This window comes from Aeromonas sp. QDB18, assembly GCF_027705325.1.
GTDB classification, from domain to species: Bacteria; Pseudomonadota; Gammaproteobacteria; order Enterobacterales; family Aeromonadaceae; genus Aeromonas; species Aeromonas caviae.
The window spans coordinates 1-17824 of the sequence record NZ_JAPDBQ010000006.1; the positions used below are offsets into that span (position 1 = coordinate 1).

Consider the following 17824-nt stretch of genomic DNA (forward strand, 5'->3'; position numbering starts at 1 on the left):
CTCCTGCATGGAGACGCGATTAGATCACAGACGATCTGCCTGTTCAAATTTCATTAACAAAGTGCGATCCCGCCCTGCGACCCCGAGGCCATGACCGAGGCCGCCCGCCTCTATGGCCAGCGGGCAGATTTGATCCTGTGCGACACCCAGGAAGCCGCCCTTCAGGGGGCCGATGCCCTGCTCGTCTGCACCGAGTGGCAACAGTTCCGCGCACCGGATTTCGACCTGCTTCGCCAGACCCTGAAGCAGGCCATCATCTTCGACGGCCGCAACCTCTATGATCCGGCCCGTCTGCGCCAGCGCGGTTTCACCTACTATGCCATCGGCCGTGGCGACAGCCTGGCTCATCAGGAGGAGCGATGAAGTACCTCGTCACCGGCGCCGCCGGGTTTATCGGATTTCATGTGGCGCGCAGGCTCTGTGGCGACGGCCATCAGGTGGTGGGGATAGACAACCTCAACGACTACTACGCGGTGAGTCTCAAGGAGGCGCGCCTCGCCCTGCTCACGCCTCTACCCGGCTTTCGCTTCGAACACCTCGATCTCGCGGACCGCGCGGCCATGGCTTCGCTTTTTGCCCGCGAGCAGTTTGACCGGGTGATCCATCTGGGGGCCCAGGCCGGGGTGCGCTACTCCCTGGACAACCCCTTCGCCTACGCCGACAGCAACCTCACCGGCCACCTTACCGTGCTGGAGGGGTGTCGCCAGACCCGGGTGCAGCATCTGGTCTATGCCTCCTCCAGCTCGGTCTACGGGCTGAACGAACAGATGCCGTTCAAACCGTCCCATGGGGCGGATCATCCCGTCTCCCTCTATGCGGCGAGCAAGAAGGCGGGGGAGCTGATGGCCCACTCCTACTCCCATCTCTACGGCCTGCCCACCACCGGGCTGCGCTTTTTCACCGTCTACGGCCCCTGGGGTCGGCCCGACATGGCCCTGTTCAAGTTCGTGCACGCCATCCTGAACGGCGACCCCATCGACCTCTACAACCAAGGCCAGCTCAGCCGGGATTTCACCCATGTCGACGACATCGTCGAGGGGATAGTGCGCATCTCAGACATCCCCCCTGCGGGCGATGCCCACTGGCAGGGGGCCCCGGACGCCAGCCCGGCCCCCTATCGCCTCTTCAACATCGGCAACGGCAGCCCGGTCAGGCTGCTGGACTTCGTGAATGCCATCGAGTCGGCCCTCGGCAAACGGGCCATCCGCAACATGCTGCCCATGCAGCCCGGCGACGTGCTCGCCACCTGGGCCGACACCCGCTCGCTGTTCGACACCACGTGCTATCGCCCCCGTATCGGGCTCAAGGAAGGGGTCGACGGCTTTGTCCGCTGGTATCGGGACTACTACCGGGTCTGAGCCAAACGAGGTGGCAGGGTCCCCTGGCTCGCGACCCTGCGCTCAGGATGAAGGGGTATAGCTGAAGGGCACCATGGTGGGGGAGAGCCCACGACAGGCGGGTTTGAGGGCCTGCGGGCCTGCCAGCAGCCAGTCGGTGCGGTGACGGTTGCCGAGGTTTTCCATCTTCGCGGGGTCAAAACACCTCACCATCAGGTCGGCGCTCCCCAGTACCCAGCGCCCGGGGGCAGCCCCTATCCAGGCGGCAGCTTCCCGGGCCTGCTCCCCGTCTCCCATCAGATAAGGGTAATGTTTCACTGGTTGCAGGCTAAACAGCAGATGCTGCTCCTTGAATCCCGCCAGCAGCAGTTCATCCCCCGCAGGCACCTTCTGCGCCGCCAATGCCATGACTGCCTGAGGGGTGCGCACCTCGTTGAGGCGCACGCTTATCCAGCAGGAGTAGATCAGCCACCCCACCGCCAGGGAGCAGAGAATGGCGGTCAGTGGCGTCCGGCGAAGCCAGGCATTGATCAGCAGCAAGGATCCCCCCAGCACCAGCAGGGGAAGCCAGGGATCCGGCCCCAGTTCCCCCAGACGGCTGGCCACTCTGTCGCTAAATACCAGCACCAGAGCCCCCACCAGCCCTACCCCTCCCAGCAACCAGCCGAGCCCGGCCAGTAGCCGCCCCGGCCAGACCCGGACCAGCAGGGTGCCGATGAAGGGTGCGGTCAGGAGCGCCAGGGCGGGCGTACCGGGCGTGATGTAGACGCCCCGCTTGCCTGGCGAGCAGGAGAAAAACAGCACCACCAGCATCAGATAACCCAGCAGCAGCAGGATACGCCTGTCCTGCGCCCGAATGGCGCGCCGCCAGGCCACCACCAGCCAGGGCAGCAGCAGGGAGAGCGGCAGCCAGAACGGCGGGATCACCGAGGTAAGGTAGTACCAGAAGGGTTTGACGTGGTGCCAGGCGCTGGTATAGCGAGTCACCGTCTGGCGCAGCAATATGTTGTCTCTGTAGGCCAGCAGGAGGGGATCCCCGCTTCGGGTCACGGCCTCCAGCATGGGGACCAGCCAGAGGCTCATCGCCAGGGCCATGGCCAGCGGCCCGAGCAGGGCCTTCAGCCAGGCTGACAACGGCGCGGCGCGGATTTGTGCCCTGTGGGTCCAGAGCGCGGGAAGCAGCACCAGCAGGGCCAGTACTCCCACCCCCTTGGTGATGACGCCAAGCCCCGCGGCAAACCAGCCGAGCCAGTACCAGCGCCACCCTCCCTCGCAGAGCAGGAAGCGCAGAAAACCATAGAGACCGAGGGTGATGAAGGCCGTCGCCAGGGCATCGATCTGCGCCGTCTTGGCCTGCAGGGTGAACTGGACGGTGAACAGCAGCAACAGCCCGGCCATAAAGCCGACCGCTGGGTTCCATAACCGACGCCCCAGGTCCCACACCAGCAAGATGGTCAGCAAGCCAGACAGCAGGGAAGGCAGCAGAAAGGCCACCTTGATGGAGCCAGTCAACACATAACCGATCGCGATCCCCCACATAAATAGCGGCGGCTTGTCCGGATAGAGCTCCCCGCCGCGCATGGGGAAGAGCCACTGGCCACTCTCCACCATCTCCTTGGCGATCAGGGCAAAGCGCGGCTCATCCGCCGGCCAGGGGTCCCGCAGACCCAGCCCGGCCCCCAGCACCACCAGCGCGATCAGCAGCAACCAGCCAAGGGACGTCTGATTGAGCAGGGTGCGATCATTCACCATGACGAGCCTCCCCGGTCACTCCCTTGTCACGCCGCCAGCCCCGATGCTGGATATCGAGATAGAGGCTGTAGAGCGCGGTGAAGGTGGGGAAGAGGTTTTGCAGCACGCCGACGGAGTCCTGCTTGGGAGAGAAGGTGAAGTAGCTGAGCGTCATCAGGCTGCCGAGCACGCTCATGTACCAGAACAGGCGCGGGATGACGGGTCGCCCCGCCCGCCTGGACGCCAGAAACTGCACCAGCCAGCGTCCGCCGAACATCAGCGCCCCCGTGTAGCCGATCAGCTTCCAGCCGGTGACGTGCACCCCGGTCCAGTCCAGCCAGTCGATGGGGGCAGACAGCCAGGCGTCCATCACTCCAGCATCTCCCGGATTTCAACCACCTTGGAGCGGCGCTGCAACCACCAGACCCCGACCACGTCCACCAGCCCGACCCAGAGCCGGTTCCAGACCCCGTATTTGGAGATGCCCGCCTGGCGTGGCCTGTGGTTGACCGGCCAGGGCGCCATGCGCCCCCCTTGAGCCTGGATCAGCGCGGGGATGTAGCGGTGCATGTGATTGAAGGCAGGCAGTTTCAGATACCAGTCGCGACGCACGACCTTGAGCCCGCAGCCGGTATCCGGAATGCCGTCGCGCAGCAGCAGGTCGCGAAAACCGTTGGCCAGCGTTGAAGAGAGACGCTTGACCCAGTCGTCGCGGCGGTTGACCCTGTGGCCGATGAGGCCCACCTGGTATGGATCGCTCTGGTAGCGGCGCATCGCCTCCTCCAGCATGGCGGGAATGTCGGCGGGATCGTTCTGACCATCGCCGTCGAGTACCACCAGCCAGTCGCCACGCCCGTGGCGCACTCCGCTCAGCACCGCCATGCTCTGGCCCACGGCATGGACATGGCATAGCACCTTCAGCCTGGTGAAACGCGTCTGCAAATCGCGCAGCACCACATGACTTCCGTCCACGCTGCCATCGTCCACATAGATAAGTTCGTACTCGAACCTGCCCCCAAGGGCGACATCTATTTCGCCGACAAGCGGGGCCAGATTGTCCCGCTCATCCTTGGCAGGCACCACGACAGAGATATCGACCGATTCGACCATATGCACATCCTGCCCTCATCAGAGGCGCTATCGATTCACCCGGCAGACCCGACGACATTGCATCGATGGCCTGGCTGACATCATGCAAATACAAGGCGTTAGAAAACAACTCTGTCAGCATATTGAACCTCAATTAACAAATCTGTCAAAGCAGTCACTGACCCGGGAGCCATAACGCCTCTCCCCTGCACCAAAAGTTCCATACCGTTTTCATCTCTGTTGCTCACCCACATAACCAGATGTTCCATCTGCTGGCTGGCGTCCCTTCCCGGATCGGGCCTATATGTTGCGGATACCAAAGACGAGGTTTCCATGAAAAAACGACTCTGGGGCTGGGGACTCCTGATACTGCTGGCCACCACTTCCCACGCAGATCCCTTTCGTCAGGCCCCCAAGGCCATGAGCGCACTGCGCCAGGGTGCCGCCATGGAACAGGGAAACCCGCGGCAGGCCATCGCCCACTACTGCACCGCCGCCAACCTTGGCAACCCGGAAGCCTATTACCGCATCGGCCGCCTGCTGGCCCGCGGCCCCCAGGGGATCCGCAATGCCCGCAGCGCCAACGCCTACCTGGCCATGGCCATGCGCCTTGGCAACCAGCAAGCCGCCCGTTACTACAACGAGCGGGTCGGCAATGCGCCCCTGGGTACCTGCGGCATTGGAGGCGGTGGCGGAGCCCCCTGGGTGCGCCCCAGTGCCCCCTTCGATCAGGAGCGCTATCTGGCCAGACAGTCACAGGCCAAGCAAAAGCTGGCCGTCATGATCCGCCAGGCCGCCCAGCGTCACAAAGTGGACCCTCAACTCGCCCTGGCCATCGCCATCGCCGAATCCAATCTGAACAGTACCGCCGTCTCCCCCAAGCAGGCGCAGGGCGTCATGCAGCTCATTCCCGAAACCCAGGCCCGCTTCGGCGTGACCCGGCCGTTCGATGCCCAGCAGAACATCCGTGGTGCCATGATCTACCTGAAGTGGCTGGAGAAGCAGTTCGGTCCGGACTGGGTGAGGATCAGCGCCGCCTTCAACGCCGGGGAGCAAGCCGTGCTGCGCCACGGCGGTGTGCCTCCCTATCAGGAAACCCAGGAGTATGTGCAGCGGGTGCTCTACTACTCGGGGCAGGATCCTGACAAACCTGCCCGTCGCAGCTCACCGCGCTGAGCTTGCCCGGTTGCCCCTCTTCCCTCGCGCCTGTCGACCGTCCCGGCCTGCGGCGCCCGGCTTTGCCGCCCCTCTCCCATTGGTTTACAATCGACGGGTTTTTTGGAACCGGGTTGACGACCCGTCGACCCGGCCCCACCACGACATCAGTTTGTTAATGCCAAGACATTAAACTGCTGAAAGGAAGAGAATTAGCCAATGGCTCAATTTATTTACACTATGAGACGGCGGTTTTTTGGGTTGCTTTGGTGTGAGCCCGTTAGCGCCAGCCATAGTAAAAATCGAAACAAATTCAACGAGGTGGTGAGATTGGCGAAATGGCTCTAGCTAGCTTTAATTGGCTCCATCAATTGCCCCAAAAGTGCCCCTTCTCAAAAAAGTGCCCCAAAAATGCCCCCGAAATTTGGCTGTTTTGGTGCCCTTTTTGCCACAAAAAACCCGCACAAGGTGGGTATCTTCTACACGGGTATTCCGTTCCCTGCTTGCCTCGATAAGTTCGGCAATTGTTTGCCTGTTGTCGCGGGCAAGATCCAGCGATTCTACGACCACCTCCAGTTTTCGTAACAGCAATTCCATGTATCGTTCCCTTCGTTACTTCCCCCAGCCTAGCGCACCTTGCCGGGGGATCACAGGGCCAGAATTACTCGCGCTCAGCCTGCTTGGCAAATGCCCCCTCTTCACGCAGGTACTCACGCTTGCGGCTCAGGTAGACACCGCCTTGGGTGCGGTTGTTGCTGTTGATCTTCGACTTGTAAGAGAGTGCCAGGCTCTTGCCGGTGATCCGCTCGCCGGGGTGGTGAATGGCGTTGAACGCCTTGATCCGCTCAATCACCTCCTTCACCTCGTCAAGGTCGCCGCTCTTGCGGGCGTTGTAATAATCCTTGAGCAAGCCGGAACGCACCTCGGCAATGCGCTTCTCTTTGGCCTTGATGTATTCCCGCGCATCATAATTCTTGGCCATCTGCGCACTACCAAAGCCCGCCGCCTGCATCACCACGTTCCACGCGCCCACATCGTCGATGATCACATCACCCTTGATGGTCTGCTCGCCTTCGGTGGCTTGGCGGTATGCCTTGGCGGTATCGCGCACCGCCTTGGGCAACACGGTTTCCAGCCCGCGCTGGATCTCGCCATCGACAATCTGGCCGCCACCGCGCACCAGATTAATGCCGATCCCGGCCACCGGGCCAAGCAACTGCTGTACGGCGTGCCATGCCAGATCGTCGCCCTCGGTCCCCTCTTTGGGACTGCGCCACCACAAGTCATTGAGGCCGGTTCGCCCGGCAATGCTCAGGTTAGTGAGCGAATCGAGCGGCCCCTTGGCCAGCAACTCCCCGGCGCGCGGCCCCAGTGCCTCAGTCAGCCCCAAGCGGAATGACGCCTCCCCGCTGCGGTCATCGTCATCATCGGCAGCCGCCGCCAGCGCATAGGCCACCCAAGTGATCGGCACGGGCAAGCCCATCACCCCGGCCATGACCCAGTGCGCCGCCATGATCCCGCCCAGCGTCTTGGCGGCCTGCTTATCTCCCTTGGCCGCCTTGATGGCGTTGGAATAGATCACATAGGTCATCATCTGGCTGTAGATTTTGAACTGGGTCATCACCTTCACCACGTCGTTGCGCATATAGCGCGGGCGGTTACTGGCGGCGTAGTTGCCGTGGCCGTCATACACCATCTCGGTCACCTTCTCGGCATACTGCTCGGCGCTCAGGGTCGGCTCGGCCTCCTTGAGCAAGCGATAGGCTGCCAGCGCGGCTACCTCCCGGTTCAACACCTCGGCATTGTGGAAGGTGGCGCCCGCCCAGCGCATCGCCTTTCGCCAATGCTTGCTCATCACCTTGGCGTCCTGCTGATCGGTGTCCGCCTTGGCGGCAACGCTGTGCGCCTGGGTCAGGTCGAGCACCCCGGCACGGTACAGCTCTTTGAGCAGCGCCAGCTCATCGGCCTTCAAAGTGGTGGAGCGGGTCAGCGATTGCCACGCCTCGGTGGTGCCCGCCTTGAACTTGCCATGTTTGATGTAATCCCCCATGGCCGCCGTCATGGCAGAGGCCGACTTGGCAAAGCCATACTTAGCCCCCAGCTGCGGCAGCATCACGGTAAAGTTTTGCGTCATGTTGACCACGGCAGAGGCCAGCGACGGCCCGATGTAATAGAGGAAGCCCGCATTACCGGCATGACCCGCCCACGCCTTGCCGGTCGGGTTCATGTTCATGTCATGGCGCTTGTTCATCTCGTTAAGCACCTGCTGAGCTATCTCCAGGTCTTCAGGCTTGATGCTGCTTGGTTCACCTGTGACACCAGCCAGGACCTGCTCGCTCAGCTTATCCAGCTCCCCTTGCATCTTGTGACCATAGCGGATCTTGGAGACGTGGCGGGCAAAGTGATACACGCTGCTCATGTACGCACGGTGGGCGTCACGACTGGCCCCCTTGACCCGGCGCCGGTGAATGGCATGTTTGGCATAAGAGGCATCCGGCATCATCTTGAGCATGGCTTGCCAGATGGTGTCTTGCAGCTGATCCTTGCTCACCCCTTCGGCCTCTTCCAGAAAGTCCAGCAACTCCATGCCCAGCTGGTGCGCGTTGGCGCTATCGCCGTTGCCCTCTTCCTTGACCGTCATCAGGGCGTTATAGCCGTCGCGCTGGTACAGCTTCACCGCCTGCTCGGCATCAATGCGCCGCTCGAAGTGTTCACGCACATACTCGTCGCCCTTGCGCGCCTTCACCACATAGTCACCGAAGCGGGTCAGCGGGAAGTAAGGCCCGTGTTTGAGTGCGCTTTCCATTTTCAGGCGCATGGTTGCCGCCATGGCGCGCCCCTTGTTCTCACCCAACAGATCGACCAGCCGTTGCTCGATGGCCTCGCGCAAGGTCTCCCACTGCTGGTTATAGGTTTGCTCCATGGTGGCGTACAGCGCCTTGGCCTTGGGGGTCAAGGCTTGATACTGGCGGGCCAGCTCGGAGTGATTGCGCTCGATGATGTGAAGCTCTGCTTCATAGGCTGCTTTGGTCTCCGGTTTCTTGGCTCGTTCTACCTTCTGTTTGGCCTCCAGGTAGTAGCTGTTCTCGTCAAGGGGCTTGTCCGGGTGCAGCCGTGACATGGTGGCATCGTGCATCAAGCTGGACAGATCGGCCTTCTCCTGCTTCTCCAGCGCATCCCACAAGGGGTCGATTCTGGTTTCAGCATCGAGCAAAATATCGTTACGCTCGGCCTCCATCTTGGTGCGCAAGCGCTGATAGGCCGACACCGCCCCGCCGGTAATGTCTCGATAGAGTTGGTCAATCTGCAAGTCGGTCAGGGTGCCCAGCATCAACGGACGGCGCTGCTTCAAGAAGTTGCGCACCGCATCGAGTACCCCGCCAGCCTGATACTTGGCGCGGCCCGCCATCCCCTGCGCAAGGCCCGCGCCTTGGCTTTGGCTAAAGCGGATATTGCGCTTACCCTTGCCGCCATTGGGGCCACCGTTCGGCCCCCCCTCCATGTTACGGCCAAGGGCGGCAATCATCGACCTGATTTCCGATGCGCTGACCTTGCCCGGCGCAAAGCCGACCGACCGCAAGGCACCCATGACCCAGGCCACCACCCGATCCCAACCGCGCTGCCATGCGCTTGGCTCCAGCTCGGCCAGATGGGCGATCACCTCTTCGGCCTGAACCCCTATTTCCTCGTTGTCATAGTTGGCCTCGACCCAATCCCACACCGCTTTCATGCTGGGGTTGTTGCGCGAATTGATCACCCGGCTTAACAGCTTGGTGAACTCCTTGCCGCCCAGAGTGCGGGCCAAGCCATAGTGCGCCAGCACCTCATGGCGCAGGATCTCGCGCATCCGCTTGGGGTTGGCGATGGTGTCGGCGGCCACATGCAGGGTGCCGCTGTCATCATCAAAGGCGGCGCGGCGGATCAGGCCATCTTGTGCCGCCAGCCCCAGCGCCTTCTCCAGCTCTGCCTGGGTGGCGTGGATCTGCACATCAATGCCACTGGCGCCCCGGTACTGCTTGAACCACTCCTTTGTTACCAGCTCCGCCTCTTTGCGGGTCAGGTGCTTGGCTGGTTTCTCGCCCTGCGCCATGGCCTGTTTGGAGAAACGGATCCGTCCATTAATGGCATCGCTGATAATCTTGCCCGCATTGGTGCGCGCGCCGATCAACTCGATCAGGCCAGGCATACCAGCCTCTTTAAAGCGCTGATCTTGAGAGCGCAATTCACTGCGATAGCGTGCCGGGTCAGACTCGGCCATGGTGCCTAACAACTTGGCCAACTTGGGCGCACCGCTTTTGCGCAACTCGGCTAACAGGGCGGTCTTGCCCTGAGTGAGGTAGCTGCTCAAATCACGCAGAATGGCACGCGCATCGCGCCATGCCAGTTTGAAGGCTTCGGCCCGCTGTGCCTCGGGTGATTGCAGCTCTTTGAGGGCGGCGCGCATCCGTTTGACGGCGGCCTCCTGCGCCTTCTCGTGGTCGGCCTGCCGCTCATTCTCAAGCTCAAGGTTGCTTTTCTGGCGGCGCTTGCTGAACTGGTTGCCACTGGTGCCCGTCACCATCCAACTGGGGTTGGCAATGCCATACGCCATGGTTTTCTTGGCGTTATCGATCTCGCGCTCTACCCAGGATTCAATCAACTGACTGGCCAGTACGCGCTGATTGTGGGTAGCTAACAGCCCGTCCGCTTCCAGATCCAGCGCCAGCCGGTTGGCGACGGTCTGGATCTCTTGGGCGAAGTTGCGGCCCTCGCCACGGTGAACGGCTTCATTGAAGGTTTTTTGCAGCTCTTTATCAAACACGGGGACCTTGAAGCTGATGCCCGCGACGGTGTGCCGTTCTTTCGGCTCTTTGGCCCACTTGGGCGCGTTTAATCCTTGGTCTGCTGCGCTTTCAGTTGCGCCGCCATCACGATGTCCCGAAACGCTTGGCGTTGTTCCGTGGTCATTCCGTGCTGCGGCGAGTCCAAAAAGATCGCCGCTGGGTCGCGGGGTTTGGTTTCGTTGTTGGTTGTAGGCGTCGATGGCTCTGAGTGTTTCACGGATAGCTTCCTCTGCGGTGATGGGGGGTACGGCCTCACCAAACATATCACTGGTCGGCTGTGTGTTCATCATAGCCAGAATATCACCGATCATCTCGGTCATGGCTTTGGCGCTGCGGGCATTGCTGGCCATGGCTTGTGCCAACAGGCTGCTCTCAGTGCTTGGCCCGCCGCCCAGCATATCCCCCTGGGCCGCCAGCTCTTGCAAGGACTGACCACTGCGCTTGTTGTGGACCACACTTTCCACCGCTTCGGCCAGATAATTGGCCAGCGACTTGGCGCGTTCCGGCGAGTGCTGGCGCAACTGCGCCATGGCCACCGCATTGTTGAGCAGCGCCGCGATCATATTGCGGCCCACCTCATCGGTTTCACCGGTGACCGCATCCAGCAAACGCTGGTTGTCATAGCCATAGGCAAAGATGGCCGCCTTCACCCGCTTGCCGTACTCGGCATTCCAGCCGCCAGACTGATTGACATAGCTGTTGCTCTGATTTTCACCAATAGCCCGCAAGAAGGCTTGCAAGAAGTGGTGATTCTGCGCGGCCAGCACGTCGCCGCCATCGGGGATATTGAGCATGTTCAGCATCTGAGTGGTCAACTTGCCCGCATCGGCGCGCGCATCCTCGGTGGCGCTGTTGGCCATCTTGGCGTCAGTGTTGGAATCAACCACAAAATCACGCAGTTGCTGATCGTCCATCTCGGTCAGCCGCTCGCGGACCAGTACCGGTGCGCTCATTGCCTCAATCGCGGCAGCATCAAGGCCGAACTCGGTGGCATTAGCCAGCAGGTAGGCGCGATACGCTCCGGCATCACCGCGCTGATAGGCTTGCTTCAAGCCAATGGTGCGCCCGTTACCACTCTCGACAATGCCGTCACGCACAATCGGCGCGCCCCGGTCGGTCTCCGGGCTGGCGGCCAGGCGCGCCCCCTCCGGCGCGGCAGCAATCTGCCCCACCTGTACCCGATAGGTCTGCTTGCTACGGTCACGCGGCTGCAATTGCTGCGGGTAGTCGTGGTTGATATTGCCCTCAAAGTCGTGGGACGCCACCAGATCGGCAGCCTCCATCACCCGGTATTGCACCTCGACGCTCTGCCCCTTGGGGGTTGCCACCGTCACCCGCTTGCCCTCTGGCGACGGCAGCGGCTTGACCTCGTTGGCGGGCTTGTCGATGACAAATATCTTGGTACGCACATCGGTAGGGTTGAGCGACGCCTTGAATGCACCATCCGGCATGGCCTGCTCACTGCCTCCCAGCCCGTCAAACCACTCACGGAAGGCTTTGTTCTTGTTGTTTTGGCGATCCCCCGCCGTGGCCGACACAATCGCCACCAATCGCCCGCCCGGCTTGAGGTGGTCATAAGCATGGCGTACATGGTCAATATCCATGTCATTGGAGAACGGCGGGTTCATCACCACGGCGTCATAAGACTGGGCCGGGGTGGTGTCCATAAAATCGCCCCCCACCAGACCAAACCCTTTCGCCTGCAATATCTCGCGCAGGTCGCCAGCCAGCTCCACCGCATCGACCTTGGCCCCGGCAGCGCGCGCCGCCTCGGCCAACATGCCATGTCCGGCGGACGGCTCCAGCACCGTCATGCCCGGCTCAATCCCGGCCAGCGCCACCAGATCGGCGGCGTGACTTTCAGGGGTCGGGAAGAAGTCGATAAAGGCATTACGGTTACCGACCAGCTTGCGCTTGAGCGCGACCATCTTCTCGGCTAACGGGTCGCGCGGCACGGCCTGCTTTTTCAACCCGGCTTGCAGGCTGGCCAGCTCACGCAGGGCGGCGCGCAACTCGGTATGATTGGTAATGCCCATGCGTTCCAAACGGCTGTAGCCGTTGATCTGCTCCTTGACCGCCTTGGCGTCGTAGTCGCTCACCCCGCTGGTGTAGGCTTTGAGTTTGGCAATAAGCTCAGGGTCGGTAATGGAAACAGTCTTGCTGTCACGATTGATCGCCGCATTGACAAGCGCCATGATCTTGGCCCCGGCCTGCTTGAAGCCGCTTGCCCCTTGCATCTTGGTCGCCACATCCTTGAGGTTGCGGGCGAAGTAATCCATTCCGGGCATTTGCGCCCCTTCCACCATCATCTCCGGGGTAGCCTTGGCAGACCAACGTTCCCGGCCATCCTCAGCGCGCTCAATCACCCCATGATTGGTCAGCGCCTCGTACCGGGCTGGCGGCAAATTCCACAAGCTGCGGTTTAGCGCGTGTTTTAGCTCGGTCAACTGGGTGGCATTAGCCAGGTTGCGCAGGTAAGTCACCTCGCCAGACTCAATCCCATCGGCAATGGCATCGAGCAACCCGGCAAAGTGCAACTCACTCTCGGCATTGGCGCGGGCGTTGGCGGCCTCGGTCATGCGCTTGTTGGTGTTCTCCTTGCGCTCGGCATTGAGTGCGGCGGTGGCCTTGTCACGCAGGGTATTGGCACGAGCACGCAGCGCCTCGACCTGCTTGCTCTTGCTGTCGGCCTGGGCAGGCTCAGTCACCTCGGTGGGGGTGGCCTCGGCAGACGGGGCGGCACTGGCTGCCCCCTGACCGGTCAACCAACCGCGAAACTCGGTGGCCTTGGCCTCATCCTTGAACTGAAAGCCCGGCACGGCGCCGCCGACCTTGTAAGAGGAATACCACCCCCCCAACTTTTTGGCGTGCGCGTTGATCTGGTTATAGGTGTCGCGGTCAACCCGGTCGCCCATTTGCACGACATAGAGATCCTCACCGCTCTTGGTGTGCTTGGTTTTGATAATGTCGCCACTGGCGGTCGGGGTAACGGCGGTGGCAGCCTTCACCTCGCGGGCCTGATCGCGCTTGTCCAGATTGTTGGCGGCGATCAAATCCTCATAGCGGGCGCGTTGCTCAGGGGTCAGCTTGTCCAGCGAGCGGTATTTCAGGAAGGTCTTGAACTGCTCAATGGTCTGCGGGTCGCGCAGTGCCTCCTTGGTGACGGCCAACTCGGCATCGCGCTTGGCCATGTCCGCACGCCGCTTGTTGACAAACTGCTGATACCGCTCGGCGGTCAGACCCGCCAGCGCGTCAGCCACCTTCTGATCGATGGTCAGGCGTGGCGCCTTGCTGCCAAGCGACACCACCTCGCTCATGCTGTTGCTGTCGCCGTTGGCGGCCCAGCGCAGGTTGCCCAACAACTGATCGTAAGCGGCTTGTACGACCTCCGCTTTCTTCTCGTTCTTGTAGCGCGCCGATCCCCAATAGCCCATGGTGTCCAGCACATCGGCTTTCTTCATGCCGTTCAGCTCGGCCAGTACCGCCTTGCCATTGGCAAGCAGCCCCTCCGCCATCGCCTTGAACTCGGCAAAGTCCATCTCGCCACGAAACAGGGTATTGGTGCCGTTAAGGTAATCATGCAGAGTCGCTTGCCGCCAGTCGATCACGGCATCCTTGGCTTGGGTGGTTATCTTGCTCAAGCGCTCAGTGTGGGCGGTGAACTCCGCCTCTTCTGAGGGGATCAGGTAATCCACATCGTAAGCGCCCTTGTAACTGGCCAGCATGGTCTGGTGCCAGCTCAAGAACTCCCCTTCCTTAAACTCGGCATCCTTGGCCAGGGTAGAGCGGTACACCTCGCGGCGCTTTTTCAGCCACTTCTCTTTGTGCTCTTTGTTCACCCGTGAATAGGCTGTAATCATTGTTTCAATCGGGTCTTTTATCCACGGCTTTGCCAGCTTGTTGGCTGCCATCTGGCGGGATTTCAGCGTCACATAATCCGCCACAAACACCCCTGTATCTTCCGCCGACATGTTACCAGACAGGAATTTATCGACCATCGACCGGAAGCGGCGCGCCTCGATGCTGTTATCGGCGGCGACTTCACTGTTCATCTTGCGCACATGGTCGGATGACAATTTATAACCATCTACCACCTCCAACCCCTCACTGCGACGAACCCCGCGCTCCAGCGCATCAATGGCGCGATCCAGTGCGTCGGTGTTGGCGTTGGCGGTGGTCTTTTGCTGGCTGTAGGCGCGATCCAGCTCGTTGCGGTCGATCTCGCTGGCGCCCGCATCAAGGCGCAACCGTTTGGCGTATGCCTTGCGCCCCTTGGGGGTGCCGTCATAGCGGCTCGCTTCGCTGGCCTCTTGAACCGTAGGATCTGGCTCTGCCGGTGCGCTGGCTGGCGCGGTAAGTGGTTTCCCACCCACTACCTTTGCCAACTTATCATCCAGCAACAAGGTGTGTTCAACCGGCTGATTTTTCAGCCCCTCAGAACGCAGCGCAAACGGCCCGGACAGAGTGAGCGCATCGTGGTTTTTGATGCTGGCGTACTGACGCAACACCCTGCCCTTGCCGGGGATCTTGCTCAGGGTGTCGAGTAGCTTGGTGCCATCCCCCTGATCGCGCTGTAGCCATCCCACATAGCGGTCATGATCTGCGGCGGGAATATCCAGCTCGGTCATGGCCAGGCGCAAGGCGCGCTCGTCGCTCAGGTCGGCCCCGCGCTCACTCACGGTAAAGGGGCGGGTTGCGCTGTGCTCCACCTCATAGACAGTAGAGCCCTGTTTGCGCAGCGCCTCTTTAGCCTCGTTGTAGGTGACGCCGTGTTGTTTGGCGTAGGCTTCCACCTTGCCAACCAGATCGCGGTTCACACTGGGGTCATGGGAGGCGTATTCACCCGCGTCCTGTTCATTGTTGGACACATAGACTCCCTCACCGAAGAAGTTAGCGCCAGACCCGCGCCCGCCACTCAGTTGCGTCAAGCCAGTGCTATGTGAACCATGGTAGCCACGCTGCACCTTGCCGCCGCTCAGTGCCTTGTCATCTGGTTGCAATCCAGCTCGAACAGAAACAGCCTGCTCACCAGAGAACAGGCGACGCTTCGCGGCGTGGTAATCCGTTGCGCTCTTGGCGCCGCGCCAGTCGTTGGCTGGCTCGATCTGCTGCGACTTGGCTCCCGACCCCGCGGTATCGCGGTCGCGGCGCATCTTCATGTAAACGCCAAGGCGCAAGCGTTCCTCACCAACCTGGCGAGCACCTTCATTGGATACAGCAGCCCCAGTGCGGCGGCCGCCATTGCCGTTGAACTCGCCAGAGCCTGATTTTTGCAAATCGCCAACCTCGCCACCAAGTCGCTGGTACTCTGCTTCAAGCTCGGGAGTTGACATCTTTCCGTAGCGGCGATCCATTTCACTAAACAGCTCTGCGTCTGCCTGTGCGAACCGCTCATCCCTGGTGGGCACTGGCTCGCCTTTGGATACTGCCTTGCGGTATGCCTCCTCGGCACGCTCAATGGCGGCCTCCTTGGTGTTGGCAGTAAACCAGCCTGCGCCTACTGCAGAACGATACTTCCAGCGCCCGCCATGCTCTTTTAGCAGGTCGCGATCTCGCAGCTCTTCCTCGCCAATACGGCCAGAAACAGCAGCCCCGGCATCTGTGGCCGGGGCTGTCAGTGTTGGGTCATTTTGCTGCTGTCCGTCAGGTACAGGTGCAGGCGCAGCGAGATCTGCCCGATCTCCGGATCCAGCTCGGTCGGTGAGTCCGGCAACGGCTGGTCCAGCGCCTGCTGCAGCCGGTTCGCCTGCGCCAGGCTGATCGCGTTGTCCTTCACTGCTGATTGCAGGTACTGGGGTAACTGGCTCATTGCTCACCTCTGTCTTTGGTTGCTTGACGGGGATCACCTCGCGGTATCCGGTATCGATGGCTGGTGCTAGTTGGCTGGCCTCGCCCGCGGTGGCAGACGGCGCCGGAACTGTTTCAGCGCTTACGCTTGCAGCTGGCTGATCAGATGGTTGCCTTATGTCAGCGACATTCGTGTCGTTGACTTGGGACGGGGTTGCTTGCGCGCCGCGCGGGGCCATGCTTGCTACGGCGCTTTTGTCGATAACTACATGCTCTGTCTGGCCGCGCGGGTCGGTGCCGGTGACCACACCATATCCCTGACTCACCAACTCGTTGATGTAGCTTTCAGAAAGGCGGGTAATATCCCCCTGCTTGTGCAACACCTTGGTGCCAGGCTTAATCTTGACATCGTACAGGGTGGGCGTGCCGCCCATCATATCGGCGTAGGCTTGCGCTTGGTGCGCGTCCTGCTCGCTGGTGCCATAGAAGCCACCATAGACACGGCCCTTTTTGCCCTGCTTCTGACCACTTGCGCGGACAATCTGAATATCCTGCTCGCTCATGCCTGGATTGCCGGAACCATGAACGATCACCATGCCATTTTGCGCGATCTCAGTCTTTCCGTCTTGGCGATCCTGCTGGGCCGAATTGCTTGACGGTTGCTTGACTGCGCCCTGCTGCGCTTGGGCCTGTTGCACCTCACCGATAGCCGCTACCCCAAAGCCGCCACCGTTGAGCGGGACTGGCATCTCCTGCCCGCGACGACTGGCCATGACTGCCTCTTTCTCGGTGGCAAAGGGCTTGCCCTTGCGGGTGATGCGCAACGACTTGAGCGGGCCAAATACCGAATCGGTGGCGCTGCCTGCCTTGGCGATGGACTGCCTGACTGGGGAACGCGGATCCCGAATGGACTCCTCCCCCAGGGAGCGATCAACCTGGTCGCGGGACAGGTGAGGACGGGCATAGTTGGTATTATCCGCCTGGCCGCCGTGGCTCGGGCCGCCTGCAAAGATGGTATCGGATAGCGGGAGCCCCTTGGCTTTACCGGCCGCCTGTTGTACCCCATCACCCACGACCGCCGGCAACCCGGCTTGGGGGCCATGCGGGATAAACTCCTGGCCCTTCGGCATATCCAGCTTGGGATCTTGTCGGCCGGCCCAGCCATTCACCCCCTCGGCCCGCAATGCGTTCAGCACCTGCTCGGTGTCTTCCTCAGTGCGAACCGGCGTGCCCGCCTCTGGCTTGTTGCCGTCGCGCCAGCGCTGGGCGCTCTCTTTGCGCAGCGCTTCCAGATCTACTGGTGCTGACTCGGCATGTGGCTGACCAGCCTGCCAGTTGGCACTTGATTCATACAGCAGCTCATCCCCTGATTGCGGGCGAACGTAGGGCTCCGGCTCCCCAGTCGATTGACCATCGCCATTGCGCATGACGAACCCTTGCCGCTTGATCGCTGGCTCGTCCGCAATGGGGTCAACCTGACTGAAGCGGGGCATATCGGCAGGTGGCGCAGCAGGAGCAACATCGGCCAGTGGCGCAGGCTCTGCCATCGGCTCGGCTGCAACCGGTCGGTAACCTTTGATCGCCTTTTCTGCCTGCTTGGCATATTTGGCGGGGATTGCAATGCCATCACCATCGGTGATGTAGGGCATATCGGCCTGCTCGGCCCATGACGCCAGCGCATCAACATCCCCCTTCACACGCAAGATGCCGCGCTGATCACGTTCAAACACACCGGGGAACTGGCTGGCGCTAGGTCCGAGCGGCTCGGCTGCAACCGGCCGGTAACCTTTGATCGCCTTTTCTGCCTGCTTGGCATATTTGGCGGGGATTGCAATGCCATCACCATCGGTGATGTAGGGCATATCGGCCTGCTCGGCCCATGACGCCAGCGCATCAACATCA

8 protein-coding genes (1 of these 8 cut by a window edge) are annotated in these 17824 nt (G+C 61.4%); 3 read left to right on the forward strand and 5 right to left on the reverse strand.

Annotated features, from left to right (window positions below; all coding sequences use genetic code 11):
* Nucleotides 1-66 precede the first annotated feature (66 nt).
* Nucleotides 67-363 (forward strand): UDP binding domain-containing protein, encoded by a 297-nt coding sequence (locus tag OKC30_RS02070; RefSeq protein WP_270809553.1) that lies wholly within the window; start codon nucleotides 67-69, stop codon nucleotides 361-363.
* On the forward strand, nucleotides 360-1358 hold the full coding sequence (locus tag OKC30_RS02075; RefSeq protein WP_141116536.1) for an NAD-dependent epimerase: 999 nt from the start codon (nucleotides 360-362) through the stop codon (nucleotides 1356-1358). Before OKC30_RS02070 ends, OKC30_RS02075 begins: the two co-directional genes overlap by 4 nt.
* 42 nt (nucleotides 1359-1400) lie before the next feature.
* Here OKC30_RS02075 and OKC30_RS02080 read toward each other — a convergent pair whose 3' ends face one another.
* Genes OKC30_RS02080 through OKC30_RS02090 form a run of 3 tightly spaced genes read right to left on the reverse strand, consistent with a single transcriptional unit; the run spans nucleotide 1401 to nucleotide 4178 of the window.
* The gene (locus OKC30_RS02080) at nucleotides 1401-3089 is read right to left on the reverse strand and encodes an ArnT family glycosyltransferase (protein ID WP_202395069.1); all 1689 of its coding nucleotides are present in this window, start codon (nucleotides 3087-3089) and stop codon (nucleotides 1401-1403) included.
* Nucleotides 3079-3438 carry a lipid-A-disaccharide synthase N-terminal domain-containing protein gene (locus OKC30_RS02085; RefSeq protein ID WP_045523761.1) on the reverse strand — a complete coding sequence of 120 codons (360 nt, stop codon included), beginning with the start codon at nucleotides 3436-3438 and terminating at the stop codon, nucleotides 3079-3081. The genes OKC30_RS02080 and OKC30_RS02085 overlap by 11 nt, the downstream gene beginning before the upstream one ends.
* Nucleotides 3438-4178, reverse strand: coding sequence for a glycosyltransferase family 2 protein (locus OKC30_RS02090; protein ID WP_119197364.1), 741 nt, complete (start codon nucleotides 4176-4178; stop codon nucleotides 3438-3440). The genes OKC30_RS02085 and OKC30_RS02090 overlap by 1 nt, the downstream gene beginning before the upstream one ends.
* A gap of 312 nt (nucleotides 4179-4490) precedes the next feature.
* Here OKC30_RS02090 and OKC30_RS02095 point away from each other — a divergent pair, with 312 nt between their 5' ends.
* The gene (locus OKC30_RS02095; RefSeq protein WP_119197362.1) at nucleotides 4491-5333 is read left to right on the forward strand and encodes a lytic transglycosylase domain-containing protein; all 843 of its coding nucleotides are present in this window, start codon (nucleotides 4491-4493) and stop codon (nucleotides 5331-5333) included.
* A gap of 333 nt (nucleotides 5334-5666) precedes the next feature.
* Here OKC30_RS02095 and OKC30_RS02100 read toward each other — a convergent pair whose 3' ends face one another.
* Nucleotides 5667-5909, reverse strand: a complete 243-nt coding sequence (locus tag OKC30_RS02100; RefSeq protein WP_270809516.1) for a hypothetical protein — start codon at nucleotides 5907-5909, stop codon at nucleotides 5667-5669.
* 64 nt (nucleotides 5910-5973) lie between these two features.
* Nucleotides 5974-17824, reverse strand: the 3' portion of a protein-coding gene (locus OKC30_RS02105) for a PLxRFG domain-containing protein (RefSeq protein WP_270809517.1). Its footprint extends 1523 nt past the window's final position; 11851 of the gene's 13374 nt are visible here — the last part of the coding sequence; the start codon falls outside the window, past its right edge; its stop codon occupies nucleotides 5974-5976.

Excerpts from the sequence above, each read along its gene's own strand:
- OKC30_RS02075 (WP_141116536.1), top strand. The coding sequence starts at position 360 with ATGAAGTACCTCGTCACCGGCGCCGCCGGGTTTATCGGATTTCATGTG.
- OKC30_RS02080 (WP_202395069.1), bottom strand. The coding sequence starts at position 3,089 with ATGGTGAATGATCGCACCCTGCTCAATCAGACGTCCCTTGGCTGGTTG.
- OKC30_RS02085 (WP_045523761.1), bottom strand. The coding sequence starts at position 3,438 with ATGGACGCCTGGCTGTCTGCCCCCATCGACTGGCTGGACTGGACCGGG.
- OKC30_RS02090 (WP_119197364.1), bottom strand. The coding sequence starts at position 4,178 with ATGGTCGAATCGGTCGATATCTCTGTCGTGGTGCCTGCCAAGGATGAG.
- OKC30_RS02095 (WP_119197362.1), top strand. The coding sequence starts at position 4,491 with ATGAAAAAACGACTCTGGGGCTGGGGACTCCTGATACTGCTGGCCACC.
- OKC30_RS02100 (WP_270809516.1), bottom strand. The coding sequence starts at position 5,909 with ATGGAATTGCTGTTACGAAAACTGGAGGTGGTCGTAGAATCGCTGGAT.